Origin of the sequence: Haloferax elongans ATCC BAA-1513 (assembly GCF_000336755.1) — an archaeon.
GTDB lineage: Archaea > Halobacteriota > Halobacteria > Halobacteriales > Haloferacaceae > Haloferax > Haloferax elongans.
The window spans coordinates 628,082-650,283 of record NZ_AOLK01000015.1 but is presented as its reverse complement, the minus strand read 5'-3'; the positions used below and the strand labels follow the sequence as shown (position 1 = coordinate 650,283).

The 22,202-nt window shown below is 59.8% G+C and carries 19 protein-coding genes; 7 read left to right on the top strand and 12 right to left on the bottom strand.

Translation table 11 applies throughout. The features are described 5' to 3' along the window. Positions 1 to 13: 13 nt before the first annotated feature. The 3 genes from C453_RS09955 to glpA are packed head-to-tail and all read right to left on the bottom strand — an operon-like array spanning position 14 to position 4,306. On the bottom strand, positions 14 to 1,327 hold the full coding sequence (locus tag C453_RS09955) for an anaerobic glycerol-3-phosphate dehydrogenase subunit C (RefSeq protein ID WP_008324274.1): 1,314 nt from the start codon (positions 1,325 to 1,327) through the stop codon (positions 14 to 16). Next, positions 1,324 to 2,592, bottom strand: a complete 1,269-nt coding sequence (glpB, locus tag C453_RS09950; RefSeq protein WP_008324273.1) for a glycerol-3-phosphate dehydrogenase subunit GlpB — start codon at positions 2,590 to 2,592, stop codon at positions 1,324 to 1,326. Before glpB ends, C453_RS09955 begins: the two co-directional genes overlap by 4 nt. Next, a complete protein-coding gene (glpA, locus tag C453_RS09945) occupies positions 2,579 to 4,306 on the bottom strand; it encodes an anaerobic glycerol-3-phosphate dehydrogenase subunit GlpA (RefSeq protein ID WP_008324272.1) in 1,728 nt (575 codons plus the stop codon). The genes glpB and glpA overlap by 14 nt, the downstream gene beginning before the upstream one ends. Positions 4,307 to 4,673: 367 nt before the next feature. On the opposite strand from glpA, the gene C453_RS09940 reads away from it, so the two are divergent. Together C453_RS09940 and C453_RS09935 are read left to right on the top strand one after the other, a co-directional pair. Then, on the top strand, positions 4,674 to 5,843 hold the full coding sequence (locus C453_RS09940) for a Cdc6/Cdc18 family protein (protein WP_008324271.1): 1,170 nt from the start codon (positions 4,674 to 4,676) through the stop codon (positions 5,841 to 5,843). Between the two features lie 30 nt (positions 5,844 to 5,873). Further along, on the top strand, positions 5,874 to 6,545 hold the full coding sequence (locus tag C453_RS09935) for an HAD-IIB family hydrolase (RefSeq protein ID WP_008324270.1): 672 nt from the start codon (positions 5,874 to 5,876) through the stop codon (positions 6,543 to 6,545). Positions 6,546 to 6,576: 31 nt separating this feature from the next. Here C453_RS09935 and cutA read toward each other — a convergent pair whose 3' ends face one another. Both cutA and C453_RS09925 read right to left on the bottom strand, forming a co-directional pair. Next, positions 6,577 to 6,891, bottom strand: coding sequence for a divalent-cation tolerance protein CutA (gene cutA, locus C453_RS09930; RefSeq protein ID WP_008324269.1), 315 nt, complete (start codon positions 6,889 to 6,891; stop codon positions 6,577 to 6,579). A 24-nt stretch (positions 6,892 to 6,915) separates the two neighbouring features. Then, a complete protein-coding gene (locus tag C453_RS09925; RefSeq protein ID WP_007540262.1) occupies positions 6,916 to 7,104 on the bottom strand; it encodes an HEWD family protein in 189 nt (62 codons plus the stop codon). A 128-nt stretch (positions 7,105 to 7,232) separates the two neighbouring features. Here C453_RS09925 and C453_RS09920 point away from each other — a divergent pair, with 128 nt between their 5' ends. After that, the gene (locus C453_RS09920; protein WP_008324268.1) at positions 7,233 to 7,787 is read left to right on the top strand and encodes a class I SAM-dependent methyltransferase; all 555 of its coding nucleotides are present in this window, start codon (positions 7,233 to 7,235) and stop codon (positions 7,785 to 7,787) included. Between the two features lie 33 nt (positions 7,788 to 7,820). On the opposite strand, the gene C453_RS09915 is transcribed toward C453_RS09920, so the two are convergent. Next, positions 7,821 to 8,789 (bottom strand): DUF368 domain-containing protein, encoded by a 969-nt coding sequence (locus C453_RS09915; protein ID WP_008324267.1) that lies wholly within the window; start codon positions 8,787 to 8,789, stop codon positions 7,821 to 7,823. Positions 8,790 to 8,971: 182 nt separating this feature from the next. Here C453_RS09915 and aglM point away from each other — a divergent pair, with 182 nt between their 5' ends. Beyond that, positions 8,972 to 10,264, top strand: a complete 1,293-nt coding sequence (aglM, locus tag C453_RS09910) for a UDP-glucose 6-dehydrogenase AglM (protein ID WP_008324266.1) — start codon at positions 8,972 to 8,974, stop codon at positions 10,262 to 10,264. Between the two features lie 185 nt (positions 10,265 to 10,449). Here aglM and C453_RS09905 read toward each other — a convergent pair whose 3' ends face one another. Continuing rightward, a complete protein-coding gene (locus tag C453_RS09905; protein WP_008324265.1) occupies positions 10,450 to 13,629 on the bottom strand; it encodes an oligosaccharyl transferase, archaeosortase A system-associated in 3,180 nt (1,059 codons plus the stop codon). 115 nt (positions 13,630 to 13,744) lie between these two features. Here C453_RS09905 and aglG point away from each other — a divergent pair, with 115 nt between their 5' ends. Next, on the top strand, positions 13,745 to 14,686 hold the full coding sequence (gene aglG / locus C453_RS09900) for a glucosyl-dolichyl phosphate glucuronosyltransferase (RefSeq protein ID WP_008324264.1): 942 nt from the start codon (positions 13,745 to 13,747) through the stop codon (positions 14,684 to 14,686). A gap of 36 nt (positions 14,687 to 14,722) precedes the next feature. Here aglG and C453_RS09895 read toward each other — a convergent pair whose 3' ends face one another. Further along, positions 14,723 to 15,613, bottom strand: a complete 891-nt coding sequence (locus C453_RS09895; protein ID WP_008324263.1) for a glycosyltransferase — start codon at positions 15,611 to 15,613, stop codon at positions 14,723 to 14,725. Positions 15,614 to 15,660: 47 nt separating this feature from the next. Continuing rightward, entirely contained in the window at positions 15,661 to 16,392 is a 732-nt protein-coding gene (gene aglF, locus C453_RS09890) for a UTP--glucose-1-phosphate uridylyltransferase AglF (RefSeq protein WP_008324262.1), read from the bottom strand. A gap of 223 nt (positions 16,393 to 16,615) precedes the next feature. On the opposite strand from aglF, the gene C453_RS19955 reads away from it, so the two are divergent. Beyond that, a complete protein-coding gene (locus C453_RS19955) occupies positions 16,616 to 17,731 on the top strand; it encodes a hypothetical protein (protein ID WP_152418032.1) in 1,116 nt (371 codons plus the stop codon). A 28-nt stretch (positions 17,732 to 17,759) separates the two neighbouring features. Here C453_RS19955 and C453_RS09885 read toward each other — a convergent pair whose 3' ends face one another. Together C453_RS09885 and C453_RS09880 are read right to left on the bottom strand one after the other, a co-directional pair. Then, positions 17,760 to 18,740, bottom strand: coding sequence for an alkaline phosphatase family protein (locus C453_RS09885; RefSeq protein WP_008324261.1), 981 nt, complete (start codon positions 18,738 to 18,740; stop codon positions 17,760 to 17,762). Between the two features lie 58 nt (positions 18,741 to 18,798). Beyond that, positions 18,799 to 20,214 (bottom strand): lipopolysaccharide biosynthesis protein, encoded by a 1,416-nt coding sequence (locus C453_RS09880; RefSeq protein ID WP_008324260.1) that lies wholly within the window; start codon positions 20,212 to 20,214, stop codon positions 18,799 to 18,801. Between the two features lie 103 nt (positions 20,215 to 20,317). On the opposite strand from C453_RS09880, the gene C453_RS09875 reads away from it, so the two are divergent. Next, a complete protein-coding gene (locus tag C453_RS09875; protein ID WP_160163395.1) occupies positions 20,318 to 21,406 on the top strand; it encodes a glycosyltransferase in 1,089 nt (362 codons plus the stop codon). Positions 21,407 to 21,419: 13 nt separating this feature from the next. Here C453_RS09875 and C453_RS09870 read toward each other — a convergent pair whose 3' ends face one another. Next, positions 21,420 to 22,172, bottom strand: coding sequence for a sulfatase-like hydrolase/transferase (locus C453_RS09870; RefSeq protein ID WP_160163394.1), 753 nt, complete (start codon positions 22,170 to 22,172; stop codon positions 21,420 to 21,422). Positions 22,173 to 22,202: the final 30 nt, after the last annotated feature.

Here is a 22,202-nt window from a genome sequence, read left to right as displayed (position 1 = left end):
GTGGTGTTCCGATTCAGACCAGCGCCTCCTCGAGCAGTTGCAGCGGGTGTTTGATGTCGTAGCCGGTGCCGTGTTCCATCTGCATCGAACAGGTCGGACACTCGGTCATCCCGACGTTGCCCTCGGCGTGCTCCATGTGGTCGAACATGTCCGAGCCGATTTGCATCGACTTGTCGTACTTCTCTTCTTTCCAGCCGTACGTGCCGGAGATGCCGGAACAGGAGTCGCCCACGTCCTCGATGTTGACACCGTCGAGGTCGCGGAACAGCTCGACTGCCTGCCGGTCGAGACCCTGATTGCGGGCGTGACACGGGGCGTGGTACGCGAAGGACTGCTCGGAGACCGACGCGTCGGCGATGGCGCTGTCGAGGTCCTCGTGGATGCGGAGATACTCCATGGCTTCGTAGGTGTGCTCGGAGATGTCTTCGAGCCCGTCGATGTCGAACAGTTCGGGGTACTCCTGTCTGAGCGACATCGAACACGAGGTACACGAGGCGATGATGTCGTAGCCCTCGGGGATGAGACCGGCGAAGTTCTCGGCGTTGATGCCCGCGGCGCGCTTCGCGTCGTCTATCATGCCGTTTGCGAACATCGGCGTCCCCGAACAGCGCTGCTTGGGGACGACGACTTCGTAGCCGAACTCCTCGAAGACGCGGACCATCGCCTTCCCGACTTCCGGGGTGTTATAGTTCGAATAACACCCGTGGAAGTAGGCGACGCGCTTGTCTTCGGAGCGGACCTGCGGGCCGCCGCGTTCGTTCCACCACTCGCGGAACGTCTGCGTGGCGAAGTCCGGGAATTCGCGCTCGGCGGTGATGCCGAGGACTTTCTCGTTTATCTGCTGGACCAGCGAGTTCCCCATGACGGCGTTCGTCAGGCGGGGGAACATGCTGCCGAGTTCGGCCAGCGTCCGGTAATTTGCGAGGATGCGGTTGCGGATGTATTCACGGGAGAGTTTGTCCATCTCCTCGTCGACGTACTCGCCGCGAGCCGTGTTGTGCATCTGGCTGAGCGGGACGCCGGACGGACAGGCGTCGTCACAGCGCATGCAGTTCGAACACGACATGATGGAGTCGTCGACCGAGGCGTCCTCTTTGCGCTTCAAGCGCCACTGTTCCGGTCCTTGGAACTTCGGGCCGGGGAACTCGTCGTCGACTTCCGCGACCGGACAGGACACGTCACAGGAGGTGCACTTGTAACAGTTGTCCGCGCCGGGTCGGAGGTCCATCTCGGTGCTCTCGGGGAACACCTCTACTGGTTCGAAGTCGTCTTCGCCCTGTTCGCCGGGTGTGGGTGTCGTGTCTGGTGGTGTCTCTGCGTCACTCATTGGGTTGCGTCCTCCCCCGCGAGGCGGCCGGCAACCGCACCAGTCGCCAACGAGACGCCGCTCGCGGATTTCTCGCGTGCGACGTGTGCGCCACCGACGACGCCACCCGCCGCACGCAGGTTTTCGAAGTGCGATTCGCCGTCTGCGTCAGTTGGCCGGAGTTCGTCGTCCGGTACGACACCGAAGCGAGCGAACTCGTGGTCGCCGAAGGCCTCGGGTTCCGACCAGTCGTAGCGGTCCTCGGGATGCGGGACGTGGCAGCCGAACACCGGTTCGGTCACGTGCTCTCTGTCAGAGTCGAGGCCTTTGCCGACGAGGCCACCCGTCGCGAGGACGATTTGGTCGGCCTCGTAGGGCGTCATCCGACTCTTCTGGTCGACGAGAACCGTCTCGATTCGGTCGCCGTCGGCCTCGAAGTCGACCGCGGGATTGCCGGACGCGATGCGGACGCCCGCCTCGTCGAGGGCGTCGAACAGCATGTCTTCGAGTTTCAGGCCGAGGAGGCTCGGCGGGCCGGTAGGGACTTCGAAGACGGGAACGCCGAGGCGGTCGGCAAGTTCGTCGCGGACTTCCGTGTCGTGGTCGTCGCCGAGCATGGCCGGGAAGCCGACACGCGACTCACCGTCGAGTTCGTCGGCGACGGCGTCAGCGAGGGCCGAACGAACCGTTTCCCCCTCGACTGACTCGTCGCGGTCGAGCGCCTTGGCGAAGCGCGTCAGTTTGGCGTCCGCGCGGAACGCTTTGGGGAACGAGAGGGTTACGCCGCGCACCGAGAAGGGGACGCCAGCGGCTTCCAGATGGTCTGCGGCGACCGGCGCGTCGAAGTCGGTGAGGCTCTCGAAGCCGACGAGCAGCATGTCGCCGGACGCGCTCACGAGACCGGACGCGACCGACTCGGGATACCGAGCAGTCGGTTTCATCGTACCGCCGTAGGTCGCCACGAGCGCGTTGTCGTCGGTGTGGCCGCCGCGGTAGGCGTCGCCCACGGCCTCGTCGAAGAGGCGCAGACCGTCGCGGATGCCGTCTTCGCCGACGATTCGGTAGGGGTGGTCTTCGGGCAGTTCGTCGAGGCCGTCGTAGGGGTTCGCGAGTGGTCCGTCGTCGCCCGCGTACCCGAGGACGTCCACGAGGCCGCTGGCCTGTCGGAGCGTGCTCTTCTTGTGTGCGAGCAGTCGAACCTGCGCGCCGGTCTCAGCGGCCGAGAGCGCGGCCGTACAGGCGGCGATACCGCCGCCGATGACGAGCACGTCGTCAGTAATCGCCATCGTCCACCTCCGAAACAGCGTGTGCGTCGCGGCCGCCGTCCGCGACGGCCCCGTCGTCGAACGCCGCGAAGTCGACGCCGGATTCGGTTGCCGCCGGGTCCGCGTCGCGGTTCATCGTCGTCGCATGCAGCATGTGCTTGAGCGCGGCTTGCGAGAGTTGTTCACCCCACATACCGTGACGCTCGCCCTTCCAGCGCTCCTGATACAGGTCGTCGAGCGAGGCGCGGACAACGTCTTCGTCGTATTCGGGTGCGAGTTCGCTCGCCATCCGGTGACAGCAAATCGCGCCCTGACAGTTCCCCATCGAGGCGCGCGTCTGGATGCGAACCGAGTTGAGGTCGGTTCCAGCCGTGTCGAGCGAGTCTTGAATCTCCGCGCGGGTGACGGCCTCGCACTCGCAGACGACCGGGTTCGGGTCGATGCTGGTCAGCACGTCGTCGGCCCGAGAGCCGAGACGCTGGACCGAGCGGCGGCCGATTGGCGAGCGCAGGCCGAAGTCGTCCATGTAGTCGCGGAGGACGCTGAAGTCCTCGCTTCCGGGAAGCGGGACGTCGGCGGTGCGGCACTCGGCGTCGACGCCGACCTTCTCGCAGACGTGGTCGGAAATCTTCTCGGCCATCATCCGGTAGGTGGTGAGTTTGCCGCCGACGATGCTCGTCATGCCGGGGAGGTCGTCGCGGTCGGCGTGGTCGAGCAAGAAGAACTCGCGGGTGATGTCCGTCGGGTCCTCGGTGCCGGTTCCCGGGGGCTCGTAGAGCGGGCGCACGCCCCAGAACGACCGAATCGTCCGCGCGTCTTTCAGCATCGGAACGAGTTCGGAGAGCGTGTCTATCATGAGGTCGACTTCCCAGCCCTCTTCGGGGTAGTCTTCGGGGTCTTCGACCTCTTCGTCGGTCGTGCCGAGGATACAGGTCGTCTCGTGGGGGACGATGATGTCCGCGTCGCCCTTCGGCCGACAGCGGTTGACGACCGTGTCGACCTGCCGGGTGTTCATGATAGTCATGACACCCTTCGAGGGGCGGACTTCGACGTCCACGCCCGCGAGGTCGCCGATTTGACCCGCCCACGCGCCCGTCGCGTTGACGACGTAGTCGGCGCGAATCTCTTCGACTTCGCCGGGATTCCCGTGGACGTACGGGCCGGTTCCAGACTTGTGTGTGACTTCGACGCCGACGACTTCGCCGTCCTCGACGAGCACGTCTGTGACCTCCGAGTGCGTCTCGATGCGCGCGCCGTGTTCGACCGCGCTCGCGGCGTTCGCGACACAGAGCCGGAACGGGTCGATAGCACCGTCAGGAACTCTGATGGCGCGTTTGATGTCTTTCGCGAGGTACGGCTCTTGCTCGCGCGCCTCCTCGGCCGAGAGGACTTCGACGGGAATGCCGCACTCCCGACAGCCTTCGAGTTTCTTCTCGAAGTACTCGTCCGAGTCCTCGGGTCGCTGGACGAACAGCCCGCCGGTCATTTCGACGCAGTGCCCGGCGATTCGTCGCAGGACGCGATTCTCCACGATACACTCCTTTGCGGACGCCTGGTCAGATACCGCGTAGCGTCCACCGCTGTGGAGGAGCCCGTGCATCCGCCCCGTTGTCCCGTGTGTGAGGTTCCCCTTCTCGACGAGGGTGACGTCAAGACCGCGCATCGCGAGGTCGCGCGCGATGCCGGTTCCGGTCGACCCCCCGCCGATGACGAGAACGCTCGGCGATGTACTCATCCGTCTTTCGTGAAAAAGAACTGCGGGCACTTTATTTTACCTTCACTGGCTAACGAGGCGGTTTAGTTCAACTTCTGGACTGCTTTTTCTGTCCCGGTGCGCTGTTCAACCCCGTAGAATAGCGGAGTATGCGGTTTCTCAGTGGGTCGCATAGGACAGGAAGTTTTCAAAATGAACATTCAAAATAGTTATTGGCACTCCGAATCTACGGGTGAATCAGTGGCGTTCACAGTTGCTCACAGTACTCCCTCACGGCGGCCGAGAGTGACACTGCCGGGAGGACAGCGGTCTCTGGAAAATCCCGAGACGACAGTACGTTCATTTTTATCCATGCACGGAAAACCGGCCACGTAAGAGACAATTCCTCATGCGACTCGAAGACCGAATCGCGCGACGCCGGAACCGAGGTGAGTCGAGACGCCGTATCGTCCGCGACGTGACCGTATTGAACCCGACGGTCCACCCGGACGAACCGACTGGTCGCGGGCCAACACTCGAGATGCTTCTCGACCATCTCGACCCCGTCTTCGACGGGTCGCTTCCGACGCACGCGTACGTCCACGGGCCGAAGGGCGCTGGGAAGTCCGCACTCGTAACTTCACTGTTCGACCACATCTCGCGGGCGATACCGTCCCCTCAGTCGGTGATTTACACGACGACGCGCGCGGTCCAACCACCGACCATCTCGTTTTCCTACGTCGACGCCCGCGCGGCCCAGACGGAGTTTACGCTCCTCCACGCCGTCCTCGACGACCTCAGCGAGGAGGACGTCCCCTCGCAGGGCGTGGGCGTCGAGTCGCTCCGCACCCGACTAGCGGACCGACTTACGCACGACAATCGGGCGGTCGTCGCGGTCGACCACGTCGGCGAACCGATGACGTACAGTGCGGAAACTGCTATCGAGACGCTTGCCGACGCCTCACCGCACGTCTCTGTCATCGCAATCGGGCGAGACGAACGACCGGCGCTGGAAGCGGACGTGGCGGACATCGAGATTCCAGCCTACGAGCGGCACGCACTCGCCGACGTTCTCGCCGAGCGCGGGTCGGACGCCATCACGCGAACCGCGCTCACGCACGACGTGACGAACACTATCGCCGATTGGGCCGACGGCGATGCACACGACGCGCTCTCCGCACTCTACGGTGCGGCGACGCTCGCCGCGGCAGACGAGGCAGACACTATCGACCCGGAGTACGTGACTGCCGGAATCGACGCAGTCCCCGAAGACGGGTGCTCGCTCGGCCGCGTCTTCGCCCTCTCCGAGAACCGCCGACAGGTGCTTCGGGCGTTCGTCGAACTCGACGACGACGAGTGTGAGTCCGTCACGGCGGCGACCGAGGCAATCGCCGCCCAACCGTCCGTGTCGCTCTCGCAGACGACCGTTCGGCGCGTCCTCTACGAACTGTCGGACCTCGGAATCGTCCGGCGCGTCGCGGTCGCTGGGACGACAGACGGGCCGGGACGACCCGCGACGCGTCCCGTGCCGAACTTCTCGACGCTGGTCTTCCGCGGAATCGACGGCTCCGACCGCTGACTCTTTTTCCCCTGTCTCCCAAGCGGTGGTATGGTTCCACCGCTCGTACTCGATATCGACGGCACACTCACCGACGCCGACGGTCATCTCGACCCCCGCGCCTTCGACGTGCTCCCCTCGTGGGACGCGCCCGTGGTCTTAGCCACCGGAAAGGCGTTCCCGTACCCTGTCTCTCTGTGTCACTACCTCGGACTCCCCGAGACGGTCGTCGCCGAAAATGGCGGGGTCGTCCTCGTCGAGGGCGACGTGACCTTCGCGGGCGACCGCGAGGACGCACAGGCCGCCGCAGACGAGTTCGTCGCCCGCGGTGGCGACCTCGGCTGGGGTCCCGCCGACACTGTCAACCGCTGGCGCGAGACGGAGATTGCCATCAGCCTCGATGCGGACGAAGCGCTTCTTCGGGAGGTCTCTGCCGAGTTCGACCTCGAAGTCGTCGATACGGGCTTTGCCTACCACGTAAAGAGTCCGGGCGTCGAGAAGGCGGTCGGCCTCGAACACGTCTGTGACCGCCTCGACTACGACCCCGCCGACTTCGTTGCAATCGGCGACAGCGAAAACGACGCCTCCACCTTCGGCGTCGCCGGGCAGTCCTACGCCGTCGCGAACGCCGACGACGTGGCGAAAGCGGCCGCAGACGAAGTGCTCGAAGACTCGTACATGGACGGCACGCTCTCGGTCCTTCAGTCGCTACAGGAGTCGTAGAATCGACAGCAACGGAACCGCCGGCCTGCGGCTAGTTTTCGGGGTCCGATACTTCGGTTGCGACCCACGTCGCGTACTCGTCGAGGACGTGGGATTCGTCGAAGCGTTCGATGCAGGGCACGTCGTATGGATGGAGTTCGACCACCCGCGAGACGAACTCGTCGTATCGGTCGTCGGTCGTCTTCGCGAGCAGGATGACCTCGTCGTCGTCGTGGACCTCGCCGTCCCACCGATACACCGACTGGCAAGGAACGCGGTTCACACACGCCGCGAGTCGTTCCTCGACGAGCGTTCGGGCGAGTTCGTCTGCCGCGTCGGGTGGCGCGGTCACGTATGCTGTCGGCATCGCTGTGTAACTCGTCTCGTCGTGTTACGCCGGTTCTTCGAAGGGCGCAAAGCGGCCGTTGATGTCCCACTCGTGGATGCAGTAGGGGTTTCCGACCTGCTTGTCGCCGTCTTCGGACGCGACACGCCACGTCGCTGCGTCGCCGTCCCATCGTTCCACGCGACCACAGCGCTCGCAGGCGCGTCGAGTCGGTCGTCGAAGTTGGGGTTCCATATCTCAAATGGTATCTGTCGGCACGCAAAAGCCCATCGCCGACGGCATATTCGGTCGCGTTTGTGCGTGATTTCTACACACCCTCAGCCGACCGATGGGACTTAGCACCTTCCGAACACACCTCTCGTATGGGGTTTCACACTTTCGACGTCGACTCTGCGGCGAAGCTCGACGACCCAAGTCGGTACCGGTTCGTCTCTCGTGAAGAATTACTCTCCCTGCTCGACCCGCGTCCGGGGGACGTCGTCGCCGACCTCGGGAGTGGAACTGGTTTCTTCACTGACGACGTCGCGCCGTCCGTCGACACGATGTACGCCGTGGACGTACAGGAGGCGATGCACGACTTCTACCGCGACAAGGGCACACCGGAGAACGTGGAGTTCGTCACCGCGGACGTCGCCTCGCTGCCCTTCGACGACGACCACCTCGACGCCGCGTTCTCGACGATGACCTACCACGAGTTCGCCACCGACGAGGCGCTGGCCGAAATTGCCAGAGTCGTCGCGCCCGGTGGTCACGTCGTCACTATCGACTGGTCCGCCGCTGGTGACGGAGAGGCAGGCCCACCGACTGACGAACGATTCGGACTCGGAGACGCCGTCGAAGCCTTCGAGGCGGCCGGATTCACTGTCACCCACGGGGCGACGCGACGCGAGACGTTCGTCTGCGTGGCTCGGCGGTAAATCGGTCTCAGAAAAGACTGCTTTCTTCCCGACTTAGGACTCGATGACCGACGTGTATCGGTCCACGAGGAGGACCAGCGCAGCTCCGATAACCGCCGTCACGGCAAAGATACCGATGAGTTCGGCAGTCCACGGCTGATTCCCTTCAGCGAGCTTTTCGCTGGCTTTGACGATTGGTGCGCGGAGTGCGCCGACGATGAGGCTCACGAGGAACGCGAGGGTCGCACGCCGGTAGTGTTCGAGCGCCCAGCGAACGGCGTGGGCGATAGTGAACAGGCCGACGAGCGCGCCGCTGATGAACGCGACGACGATGGCACCCGGTTCGACGAGTGCGGCGACTGGGCCACCCGTCACAACGTCCAAAAGCGCGTCGACGAACGTCTTGAGCGTCCCCGTCATGAACTCGTACTGACCGAGGAGCAACAGGAGGAGCGACCCCGAGATACCGGGGAGAATCATCGCACTCACCGCGATTGCGCCCGCGAACATGGTCGCCGGTGGCGAGTGTCCGAGTGCGGTACCTGCAGTCCCCGACGCGAAGAATGCGAGGAGGAACCCGGCGGCGGCCGCAGCGAGTTGGCGCGGACCGTCGAGAGAGACTTGCGCGTACAACACGACGGCCGACGCGCCGATAAGGCCGAAGAAGAACCCGAACGTGATGACCGGATACTGGTCGATAGCGGTGTCGAGAACGCGCGTCACGGTGATGACGGCCGTGGCGATACCCGCACCGAGGACGAGCAGGAATCCGACGTCTATCTCGCGGAGGGCCGACAGGGCGTCCTCGCGCCGGGTCGATGCGATACCCGAGAGAACGCGCTGGATGCGCGCCGGTGTGATGGCAGTGAGGGCACTGATGAGACGTTCGTAGATGCCGGTAATGAGTGCGATTGTACCGCCGGAGACGCCCGGAACGGCGTCGGCCGTACCCATACAGACACCTTTCAGATAGAGGATTACCCAGGGCACGAGCGCGGACCGTTCGTCGGTTCCCGTCGTCATTTCGTGTTCCGAAGCTTTTCCGCGAGGGATATGAGTCCACCGTTCGTGTCTGCGAAAGTACGTTCAGAAAGTACGTTTAGACACGCTATCTCGCCACTCTGTTCGGACGGTGTGCGTCACGCCGAGTCGCCGAACGCGCCCGTCGGAAAGAATGAAACCACTCGAAAGCGACAGGTGACCTAATGAAGCTCAGCATCATTGGGAGTGGGTACGTCGGCACCACAATCGCGGCCTGTTTCGCGGAGTTGGGACATGACGTGGTCAACGTCGACATCGACGAGGACATCGTCGCCGCACTCAACGATGGCCGGTCGCCGATTCACGAACCCGGCCTCGACGAACTCGTCGCCGAGCACGCCGGCGACCGACTTCGAGCGACGACCGACTATGAAGAAATTCTCGACACGGATGCCACGTTCCTCGCGCTCCCGACGCCGGCCACCGACGACGGCAGCATCGACCTCGGTGCGGTGAAGGCGGCGTCCACGTCGCTCGGAGAGACCCTCGCCGCCAAGGACGACTATCACCTCGTCGTCACGAAGAGTACGGTCGTTCCGACCACGACCGAAGAGGTGGTCGGGCCGCGAATCGCGGCGGCCTCCGGCAAGACCGTCGGTGAGGAGTTCGACATCGCGATGAACCCTGAGTTCCAGCGCGAAGGGACCGCAGTCGAGGACTTCCTCGCCCCCGACAAAATCGTCCTCGGTGCCCACACCGACCGTGCGTACGACCTCCTCGACGACATCTTCGCTCCACTGGTCGAGCGCGCCGACGAACCGCCGGTCGTCAAGACCGGTATCCGCGAAGCGGAGATGATAAAGTACGCGAACAACGCCTTCCTCGCCGCGAAAATCAGCCTCGCGAACGACCTCGCGAACATCTGCAAGGAGTTCGGCGTCGACTCCGCGGAAGTGCTCGACGCTATCGGCCTCGACTCCCGTATCGGCTCGGCGTTCCTCGGTGCCGGTCTCGGTTGGGGCGGATCGTGCTTCCCGAAAGACACCGCAGCCATCATCGCTGCTGCCCGCGGGCGCGGCTACGAACCGCGTCTCCTCCAAGCCGCTGTCGACGTCAACGACGGCCAACCCGAACGGATGCTCGACCTCCTTCGCGAGCGGTTCGACCCCGAAGGCAAGCGTGTTGCCGTCCTCGGCCTTTCGTTCAAGCCCGGAACCGACGACATTCGCGGGTCGCGGTCGATTCCGCTCGTCGAGGCACTGCTCGACGCTGGCGCGGACGTCGTCGGCTACGACCCCGTCGCGACCGAGAACATGCGCGAGCTGTTCCCCGACATCGACTATGCGGACTCTGCGGCCGCCGCACTCGTCGATGCGGACGCTGCGCTCGTCGCAACCGACTGGGACGAGTTCGCCGCGCTCGACGAGCAGTTCGACGAGATGCGCGAGCCCGTCGTCATCGACGGTCGCCGCATCGTCACCCGCCGCGACGGTATCGACTACGAATCGCTGGTCTGAGGGGAAGAAGGGGGCTCACCCCAATCTAGCTACTCAGCGCTCTTTTCACTGTTTTCTCGTCGGCTCGCGTCCCGAAGCGAGTGCTGTCGCTCGCGGGTCGAAAAATGGAAGAATTGCGTTTCGGACGGCGAGTCGAGTTGCGGACTGCGAATCGAGTTGCGGACTGCGAATCGCGTCGAGCGAACTTACGCGACGACCGCGGTCAGCGCGCTCGCGTCGATGGCGGCCGACTCGTTGGTCGACGTGTCGTTCGTCGCGGTTTCGTTGGTCGCAGTCTCGTTAGTTGCCGTCTCGTTCGTGGCGGTTTCGTTCGAGGACGCGTCGTCGTTGAACGTGAGTTCAGACTCGGCGCGTTCGAGCGTCACCTCGACGGTGCCGTCTTCAGCACCGTTGACGAGGCCCTCGTCCACACTGACGTTCTGTGCCTGATATCTGACGATGGTGTTGTTACCTTCGAACGACGTCGGTCCGGCGAAGGTGTAGTCGCCCGTCGCGCGGACGCTGACGTTCGTGTAGCCGTTTTCGGGACCGTAGTCGTCGTAGCCAGTCGTCGAGTACGGCAGCGTCATCGTGAACTCACCGTTCTCGTTGGTCTGCGCCTGCTGGGTGTAGGTGAAGTTCGTGCCCTTCGTTAGGTCGCGCATCTGAACGCGAGCAGTCACCGTCGTGTTGGCCGGGGCACCGCTGCCTTCGACCGTCGCACCGGGGACGCGCTCGAACGTCTTGACCCACGCCGGGTTGTTTCCGAGCAGCGCCTGTGGCTGGATGCCGTAGGTGCTGCGTGCGCGGACGAGCGAGTTCTGGTACGAGCCAGAGCGGAGCGACGAACTGTTCGACGACTTCACGAGGCGGTAGTGTTCGAGTGCCTCGACGCGCTCTTCGGGGAACGAGCCGATGCCGCCAATCTGCGAGGATGGGTCGTTGGCGACGTACTCTTCGGCTGCGCTCATGTTGTCGAACGTCTTGACGGCTTGTCCGTCAGCGGGCGTCGTGCGGAACGTCACCGAACCGTCGGCACTGGTGCGTTCCTCCCAGTCGACGACGATGGGCGAGGGTGCCGTTGCACTCCCGTGGAACTTGTAGAGCCGAACCATGAGGCTCTCGTAGTACCGCTGGTCGTGAACGTTCGCAGAGGAGACGAGTTGCGTCTGGCCGTTCTGCTCCTGCAGGCGGTAGACGCGGTTGTAGAAGTCTGAGGTGGAGACGTTCTCCTGGTCGTACCAGACAGTCGGTGCACCGAACTTCGACTCGGTCGAGGCCATCTGCCAGTCGACCATGACGTAGCGGGTTTCTTCGCCTTCACCGTCGTCACCCATCGAGGAGAGGACATCAGACGCCTGCTCCTCGTTGGGGGCGAGCAGGAAGTTTGCCGCCTCCGTCGCACCACCCTGGAACGGGTTCGCGTTCGGAATCCGTTCGCCGAGGAGGGTAATCCAGTGACCGTAGTCCCACCACGACATCACGCCGTAGGCGCCTTCAGGGTAGTCGAAGTCACTCGTGTACTTGTACGTCCCGTAGTAGTCCATCTCGTTCGATGCGCCGCCGAAGGCACCTTCCTTCGGGGTGTTGTTCTGCATCCAACCGAGAGTTCCGTCCCACTGCGTGACTGGGCCAGGACCGGTTTCGGCGGCCTGATACGCAGTGTCGGTCGCCTGTCCGTTCCCGAGTTGAACCGGGACGACGAGGACTGGCGTGAGGACGAGGAGCACCGCGATAGCGACCGCGGCGACCTGTCCCGTCGAAACGTCGTCGAGTCGGTCGACGTCAGCGAGACCGACGAAGTCGATGGCGAGCACCTCGCGGAGGAGGTACGCGTTCATGACCGCGACGACGACCGCGAGGTAGTAGTTGAAACGAACCTGCGTGAACGCGGCCGACGTCATGATGGCCGCCCACACGAGGACGAAGAGGTGTTCGCTCTCGTAGTCAGCCTGCATTACCGCGCCGACGATGATGGCGCTGACGATACCGAGGCTGATAAGCGAGGAGTCGAGACCGACGAGGCCGCCGATGCTGTCCGGGATAACCGGGAGCAAAAAGAGGAGGCCGATGCCTGCGAGACCACCTGCAGCGTAGCCAATCTTGCGCGTCTCACCGTCGCGGACGAGCGGTTTGGCGACGAACCAGATGGCAGCGGCAACACCGGTGAAGAACGTGAAGCCGTACTCCGACATGATGCGGTCGACGGCGGAGATACCGGCTGCCTGTAGCGTGTTCTGGGCGAGGAACGGTTGTGCCTCACCGATGGTTCGCGTCGCCGCACCGGCGCTGAAGCCAACGGTGCGGAGGAAGTTCCGCGCGATTCTCCCGAATACGTCCGGAAGAACCACCGAGAACAGCACAAGTCCGACGACTGCGATACCACCGACCGCAGCCGGGTAGCCGCGGTCGTCGATATCGTTCGACTCCCACCAGCGGGCGAGGCCAGCGAGGAACACAGCACCAAGACCGACACCGAGGGAGAAAAGCGGCTGGAGGAAACCGAAGTCGGTGACACCGAACGTCGGTTCTTCGAACGGAACGACCATCAGGACCGCGGTGACGAGCATCGACACCGCTCCGACGAACGCGGCGTGCTCGGGCGAGCGTCCGCGAACGTAGTCGGAGGTCATCTTCAAGACGAGGAAGAGACCGAAGATACCGACCAGAAGGATGCCCGGCGGCCACGACCACATGTACAGCGCAATTGCGACACCAGCGAGTGCAGACCACTTCAGTGGCTCACGGAGGGCGTCGAGGTCGCGGGCTTGAACGAGTTCCCAGACGGGTTTCTCGCGTTCGGCGACCGTGAGGGCAATCATGACAGCGAGGACGGCGAAGCCTTGGAACAGCGGCTCGACAATGTTGTGGTCGGCGAATCCGACCAGACCGCGCTGGAGGAACGTTCCGGGGAGGAGCATCAGGATAGCTGCGCCGAAGAGACCGGCGAGTCGGCCACCGAGACGCTTCCCGATGAGATACGTCGGAATCGCAATCAGGGCACCGAAGATGGGCGGGGCGACCAACAGCGTCTTGGCGATCAAGTCGGACGACGGGCTACCGAGCCCGACGACGAGTGCTGCGGTCGCAACGAGTTGGTCGTAAATCGTTCCGAACTGACCGGCCGTTCGACCGAATGGGAACTCTGTCCACGGGTCGAACGGCATGGTTGCAGGCCAGTGCTTGACCGTGTATTCTACCTGGCGGAGGTGATACCAGGCGTCGTTTCCTGAGAAATACACCGAGCCCGCTCGGGTAAACGCCTCGTAGCTGCGGAGCCGTATCCACAGCATGACGAGGACGATAGCCGAGAGGACCGGTATGTGATACCAGTCGCGAGCGAGATCCGCTATGGAAGGCGAATACTCTCGTTGCTCGTCGCTCATTGTGCCCAACAACTGTCAAGCCTTTCATAAGCCTTGTGATAGGCGATTTCGACCGATTTGGGTGAATTCGGCCGAAGGACAATGCTTATTCGGCCGTCCTCGGTAGCACCGGGCGATGAAAGTCTCCGTCGTGGTCTGTACCTACTCGATGGAACGGTACGAACCGTTTACCGAAGCCGTCGAGAGCGTGCTCGAACAGACCTACGAACCCCTCGAAGTGGTTCTCGTCGTCGACGGGAACGAGGAAGTGTTTGCGCGTGTCGAGGAAGACTTCGGTGACAGAGAGAACGTCGTCCTCCACTGCAACGACGAAAACCGAGGTATCTCCTACAGTCGTACGAAGGGTGCTGAACTCGCTTCGGGCGACGTCGTCGCGATGATCGACGACGACGCGACGGCCCGACCAGATTGGATCGAGACGCTGGTCGAGACCTACGAGGAGAACCCCGAGGCTGTCGCCGTCGGCGGTACTGTCGTCCCCGACTGGGTCGCTCGCAAGCCCGACTTCTTCCCCGAGGAGTTCTACTGGCTCGTTGGCTGTGACGAACGCGGGTTCGGACACCACATGGAACGGGTCCGAAACACCTACGGCTCGAACATCTCGTTCAAGCGGGACGTGTTCCTCGAAGCCGGTGGCTACGACACGAACACCGGGCGCAAGGGCGACAAACACGTGCAGGCCCACGAAGCACCCGTCTGTATCCGCATCTACAACAACACCGGTAAGCGCGTTATCTACAACAAGCGCGCTCGCGTCGACCACAAACTCTTCGAGTACCGTACTAAGTTCCGCTGGCTCACCTTCCGGTCGTTCTGGCAGGGGTACTCCAAGCGCGTGATGGACCTGCTGTATCCCGAAGCCTCGGGCGACAAGAACGACTACCTGCGGGACTTGATGCTCGTCTACGTCGTCGACCGCCTCGTCAAACTCGTCAAAGAGCCGTCGATGGCGAAGGTTCAACAACTGATTGCTATCTTCGTGTTCACCGCCGCTGTCGGCTTTGGCTACGTCTACGGGTTGTTGACGCCGGACTTGGTAGAGAAGACGAACGCGTAGTTCGACCGAATAGTTCTGTCAGAACGACGCGGTGACTCACCGCGCGTTTCCGCGAACGTAGCGAACGTACTCACGGAAGTATCCGAGTGCACGAACACCGGTCATCGCCACCGAGAGTATCGCAAACAGAATCTGCTCTCGCGGACGCTCTCGATTCGAGGACTTATCGGGAGATTTTGCACCACTCGGGCGCGGTGGGATACCGGGCCGTCCGAAGCGCTCTGGGTAGAACTCCTGTCGCTGACACAGCCCCCGCCCGACGCGTAGTTCTTTTTTGACGAGAGACGAGAACGAATCTCGAACGGGATGGTACAGCGTCGCTCCGGCGGCGAACTGCTGGTCGTACCCTGCTTGTGCGACCCGGTTTCCAAACTCTGAGTCGCCACCAGAGACTAACAGCGCGTCGAACGGTCCGACGTCTTCGAACACCGACCGGTGGACGAGAAGACAGCAGGTTGGTGCGTACTGCTGCTCGGTGATGTACTGCTCGATGGGAAATGCCGTTCGGGAGTCGAATCTCGCCGCGAACGTTTCGTCGCCGTCAACGACGAGTTCGACGTTGCACCCGACGTATGGAGCGTCTTCGACGGCCTCGACCGCTGTCTCCAACCACGTCTCGTCCATGTACATATCAGCGTCGACGAAGGCGAGCACATCACCGGTTGCTCGTTCAATCCCGGTGTTTCGAGCGGCATACGAGCCTTGAATCTCATCTTCGACGACGAGTTCGACTGTTTCGTTTTCAGCAGCAAACTGGCGAATGACCTCACGAGTGTTGTCTGTCGACCCGTTGTCGACGGGGAGGAGTTCGAGCTTGTCTGCTGGATACGTCTGGTTGGTGAGTGCAGTCAGCGTATCCTCGATTCCCTCGGGGTCGTTATAGACTGGGATGATGACCGAGACACGGGGACGGTCGGAGCCCGACATTAGCAGTCGGTTGACGCGCGCCAATAAAAAGGCGCCGTGGTTAGCTGCTATTCAGATGTGGCTTCTGTTTCATCTTGCAGTCGGTTCTCCGCTTCGTCCCGGTCTTCTGGGTATCCGATGTCCATCCGCCAGCCGTCGATTCGAATCGCGTCGATAGTCCGCCCCGAGCGAATCAACAGGTCGATTGCCTCGCTAATCTCGTACTCGCCGCGGTTCGATGGTTGGACGAGGTGGCACGCGTGGAAGATTGCGGGGGTGAACGTGTAGAAGCCGGTCATCACCAAGTTCGACGGCGGCTCTTCCGGTTTCTCGATGACTTCCGTAATCTCGCCGTAATCGTTCGTCACACAGACACCGTAGCGGGACGCTTCGTCCCAATCGACTTCCTCGACGAGGAACGCGGCGTCAGCACGGTCTTCTCGCTGGCGCTTGACAACGTCGGCGAGGTTCGCCTGGAAGATGTTGTCGCCGAGCATGAGCATGAAGTCCTCGTCGACGTGCTCTTCGACAGTCAAGAGAGCGTGTGCGAGTCCTTTCTGTTCACGCTGGTGGGAGTACGTGATAGGGACACCGCGGTATTCGTCGTCGTAGTGTTCGATGATGACCTCTTTTTTGTATCCGACGACGACGACGAGTTTCTCTGCACCGAGGTCGACGAGTTGGTCGAAACAGTGGGTGAGGATGGGCTTGCCGTCGACTTCGACCATTCCCTTCGGTTTGTCTTCCGTGAGTGGCCGGAGTCGAGTTCCTTTGCCGGCGGCGAGGACGACTGCTTGCATTAAAGGAAGTAACTCAGAGATTGTAATATATCTTGTGTGGGACTCATTCTGAACTTGTGAGGTTGGTCGATTCCTCGGCCGTCTTAGAGTAGTATTTGGAGTTCAATAGAGCTGAGTAGAGTTAGAAATTCCGTACGGCTTCGGTAGACGTCGAGAGATGTCTCAGGAACACCAGGCACGTATAAGACGAAAGGTTAACACAGAGGTCCAAGTAGCTCTACACATGCCCGCGTCTCTCTACGATATTCTCGTTGACGCCGTAGAGGTAGGCCTCGAACGGCAACGTTCTGATGGCTCGTTTCCTCCAGCACACAACGGTCTCTATAAAGAAGAGTCCACTCGTGTTCGCACGACTGCTAACTGGGCGCTTGCATCTCTTCGTGCGTTTGAATTGACCGAAAACGAACGATACCGGTGTGCTGCTGCCGATGCACTCGACTACTTAGCGTCTGACGAGGTTCGACCGTCGAGACGGACATTCCTCTGTCGGTTGACTCCAGAAAAGGACCTGTGTAATGGGCTACTTGGCCAAGCAACACCGATACTGGCACTCGCCCGTGGAGGTCAGGTACTAGAGAGTGACGAGTATCTCGAAATAGCGGCGGATGTCTATCATCATCACTCATTTGATCCGAGCGTTGCTCTTTGGGACAAAATTGAAGTCACTGGTGAAAATCTCGGGATAGACCGAACGTTCAACCACCAGTTGATATTCGCAGCAAGTGCTTCTCCACTTGCTGAGCATTACGAATCAGTCGCTGACGAGCTCGAACAGTTCGTCCGGAAGCTCCCGGTTCGAATGGGTGTTTACCGCGATGGACTCGTAAAACACCACCTCTGTACTGGATTGTCTGAAACCCGGCTACTCTCTCAGACAAAATCCTATTGGAAACTTGCACTGGGTTACTTATTATATAAGCGACATCACTATCCAGCCAACAGTATCCGGTCGAAAGAAGTCGGTTATCATTCAGTAAATCTGTTTGGATTGTCTATTTTGAAGAGGAATTTCCCCAATCTAGATGTATGGAACCACCAGAAAATAATCGATGCAGTAAATTACTCCACAACAGAATCATACCGAGAGCAGATTCTCGAACTTGACCGAGGGCTGGTAAACACTCCTTCTGGTTTCCACAATGCGGTCTGCCACACAGTATTCGATATTGACGACGACCGTCGAGACTGGTGGGTTAGAGAACAACTCAGACGAGCTTACGACTTCGAGCAGCAAGAACTGAATAGAAACGCTGCCGATCCGGAACTTCAGGCTTCAAATATTTATTTGATATCGTTCCTACCTGACGTAACTATCCCCGACTCGATCAGGAACGATTGATTGGGGTGAATCTAGCCAGTAGAATTGCTCAGACGTACCCTAGGTCACGAAGCTGGCTTTCGATATTCTTGTCGAGTGACTGGCTTTCAGTTTCTTTTGGGTCTCGTGTTCCGAGGTCTTTCGCCGTGGTTTCGACCCAGGGAACCCGCTTGACGATGGGGAGAGGAAGACCCTCAGGATGGCCGTACAAAGACATTTCTCCGAACGCTTCTCCGTGGTCAGCCGTAATCGCCACTTTCTCAGCGTCAATGTTCTCTAAGAGCTCTTCAACGTCATCAAGAACGTATCTGAGTGTCTCTCGATAGAGTGGGTAGACCTCTTCTCTCTGCGCTTGACCGCGCTCCATCAGTTCGTACCCCTTGGCTTCAACTTCGGTTGCGGGTCGTCCCGTTTTGATAGCTTCTCCAATGTATGGTAAGTGGGGTTGCATGTAGTGGACGATTATTTTGTCCTGCGTTCCCTCCCGTCCAGCTTTGATGACTCTGTCGGTCAAAACGTCTGGAAGCACCACATTGTACGTGTCGTCGCTTTCCTGCCAGACGATGTCTAGGTCGTTGAAGTCCGTGCCTTCGGCCACGTTCCAGTTGGCGATATCGAAAGGTATCGTGTTGTTGACGACTGGCGGATACCGTTTTTCTTTGAGTACTCTATCTGAGAATGGGTTCCCGGTAATGTACGATGTTTTCTGAATCTCTCTCTCGTAGGTTTTTGTAAACGTCTTCGCGATCCATTCTGCTGATTGCGTCCCGACTGACCACCGGGTGTCGATTTCTCGAATGAATTCATATTCGTCTGCCACTTCACGTAGTGTATCTATCCGGCACGCATCGAGGATTATGAGTAAGTCCCACTCATCTTCGAAGACATTTTCACCCGGTTCGTACCGAGAGGTCACTCCATACCACAGAGATAGGTAGATGGTGAAAGGAATGTAGAGCAGACCCCGCAAACCAAGGTCGCTAACTCGTTCTTGCATCTCGCTGAACCATTCTCTGACCGACAGTTGCATACTCGTCGGTGGTCAGGCAGACAGTAAGAAATGACCGGTTGAGGTTTCCCCGAAATCGTTATGACGTGAGGAATGCCGGGAGGTTGTCCCGAACTGTCTTCCGGAACTGCCGAGAGATACCGAACAACAACCCAAAGTAGATCCCACTACCCACGGCAACGAGAACGAGAACCACCGGTAGACTGGTGCCGAGAGTTTCCTTTCCAAGTGCGACTACCCCTCCCATCAAAGTAGCTGCAACTACTTGCTTTCCGATTTCACGGAACGGGATGTTGATCGTCAAGTACCGGTTGATCTCGGTATACGCGAAGAGAAGACTCACCGTGGCAGAAGTTGCTGTTGCGACAGCAGCTCCATACCAGCCGTAGAGATATACGAGAACGATATTCAACAAGAGGTTTAATCCGATGAAAACCGAATTTATCCGAAACGTTGACTCTGGGTGATCCATCGCATCTAACGCGTTCGACAGTTGTTGTTCGTACGAATAGACGAGTCGAGCCGAAACGAGTAGTAACAGTATCTCCACGCCGACAGTGAACTCGTCTCCGTATATCGAAAGAATCTGCTCACCGACGAGTGCACTTCCGAGGAGGCCAGGAATCAAAAAGAGGCCAGCGTACGCGAGTGAATTCGAAATAGCATCGCGGACCTTCTCCGTCTCGTTCTCATCTGCGAGAGAACTAATCTCAGGGAAGTGCGTGACACTGATTGAGTTACCGAATATCGCAAACAGGGAGGCAATGTTCCATGCAATCTCGTAGACTCCGATCAATCCCTTTGTGATGAAGAATCCCAGGATTATCGTATCCATCGAAAGCCACGAACGGCTCTTTAACGGTCCGACCCAGGAGTATTTTGCAAACGATGTGAGTGCAGCGAAATCAGCACGACTCGGTAGCGTTGGTTGATATGAGACGAAGTACACAGCGACGGCAACTGCGATGATACCTGAAATGAGGTATCCCCAAAGAAGGCCCAGCAGAGAGTATCCTAAGATGACGAGCGCGATTTGGAATATCGCCCTTCCACCCCACCAGACGGCTGGGATCAGCCCTGAGATATGGACTTTGTGTTGCCCGACGAGAACTGATTGTACGAATCGAAAAAGGACGTTAACGATGAACATTGCGACGACGAATTCACCGACAGGAGCCCCGATATATCGGTCAACTTGTCCTCGAAATATATACACGACACTGCCGATGATAAAAATCAGCCCAAACTGAGCTATCGCGCTTGCATTCAAGACTCCCGCCCGGCTATCGAGTTCACTCAATCGCTTCTTCACTGATTGGTGAAGTCCCAAATCAGAGCTGATGGTGAGCCACGCGATAACCGAAACGACGAGTGCATACCGGCCAAGAACTTCCGACCCGAGCGTCCGTGCGACATACAGGTTGACCGCAAATCCAGAGACAGAGAGGATTATTTGTCCAGCAAAGTGAACAATCGATGTCTGGCCACGCTTCATTCAGGTTCCCCTATTCACGGTTGGTTGTTATACGTTCGGTGACTCGTTTGGAACCGCGTCGAGAACAAGTAGATATTTTTAAGCCGGTATGGAATCCTGGCTCATGGACTCGCGCCACATCGCCATCTTCGCAAATAGTCTCCGACTAGGTGGCGCAGAACGCGTCGCACTGAATCTCGCGAACGGGTTTGCAAATACCGGCCATAACGTCGATTTAGTCCTGGTTTCAGAGCAGGGTGAATTGTTGAGTGAAGTTGACGAATCGGTTTCAGTCGTCGATCTGGGCGCAGAGCGCGTTCTTCGGAGCCTTGCACCTCTACGGGGATACCTCTCTACACACCGTCCTGACGTGGTCATCTCAATCGGTGCTCACGTGAATCTCGTTTCTGTTTGGGGGCGACTCACAACCATGGCGTCTCCGACTCTCCTGCTCACTGAGCATAGCATCATGAAGAGGATGCCTGACGAAAGGAAGGCGTCGCTAATGAAAGTACTCGCGCGGGTTTTCTATCCGCTCTCGGACTGTGTTGTAGCCGTGAGTCAAGGTGTTCTTGATGAACTTCGGAGTGAGGTTGGTTATCGAGGTAACGCAGAAGTAGTGTACAATCCAATCGTCTCAGAGCAACTTCTCCGAGACGCCGAAGAACCACTCGAACATCCATGGTTCGATAGTAAGACTCCAGTGGTTCTTGGTGCTGGACGGCTAGCTCCTGAAAAAGACTTCCCAACTCTCATACGTGCGTTCGACAGGCTCACGGAGAAACGTGACGCTCGACTCGTCATAACTGGTGCAGGACCTGAACGGGACACACTCGAACAACTCGTCAAGTCGCGTGGCCTCGAAGAGTCCGTCGAGTTCGCTGGATTCGTCGATAACGTGTACAAGTACATGTCGAACGCCGACGTGTTCGTCCTCTCATCGCTGAATGAGGGCTTTGGAATGGTTATCGCAGAGGCGTTAGCTTGCGGGACGCCGGTTGTCTCGACCGACTGCCCAAGTGGGCCTGCAGAGATATTAGCAGATGGAAAATACGGGTCACTAGTCCCAGTCGGTGACGCCGACCAACTGAGCACTGCAATCGATAATATGTTGGCCAATCCTACGCCAGAGGTAGTCACGAGAGAGCGCGCAGCGGCCTTCTCAGTAGAGTCAGTAATCGAGAATTACGAACGAGTAATCGAAGAGCTGTAATTACCGCTGATTTTCACGCGTATCCGAGGGCCCGCAACTTCTCTTTGGTGTCACCGTGTTCTTGGCCCGGTTCGAGAGTTGGCTCGAACGTCTGTTTGTCTGTCGCCGAAGTCACGTACCACGGTACCGTTCTAAGGACGTCGAACGGCATCCCGAACGGATGTTCGTAGACGCCAAACTCCCCGAACGCCTCACCGTGATCTGCCGTCACGACGACTGTTTCGGCGTCAACATTCTCCAACAGTAGCTCTACTTCGTCGAGAACGCACCGAAGGTTGGCTTTGTAGGACTCCACAAGGCGTTCTCTTGTCACTTCACCATCCTGAAGCAGGAATGGGGCAGCGCGCCACTCGCCATCTGTCTCTGGAGTATTCATTCCCTCTCCGATTGGGTCTGGAATTGAGGGGGCATGCGGTTGCATGTAGTGTACTAAAAGTCGTTCTGGGTTGTGCTCTCGGTGCGTCGCGATTGCCCGCTCCGTAATCGACCGAGGAAGAATCGTCCCGTGCTCTGTGTTCCAGGCGTAGCGCCACACCTCATCCAGTACGCGTAGGTCGTTCGGATCGACGTACTCTTCGGTCCATATATTCCCCGTGACATAGGCCAGCTTTCTGAGATCGTCACGGTGCTCTGAAATGAAGTTCCGTCGCATCCACTCTTTCGAGTGTGTACCACGAGATCGGAATCGGTTATTCTCCGTGAGGAACCCGTACTCGTCTTCGACGGACTCAATGAGGTCGCACCGGCATGCGTCGAGGATAATCATCACGTCCCACTCTCGGTCGAAAATCGATTC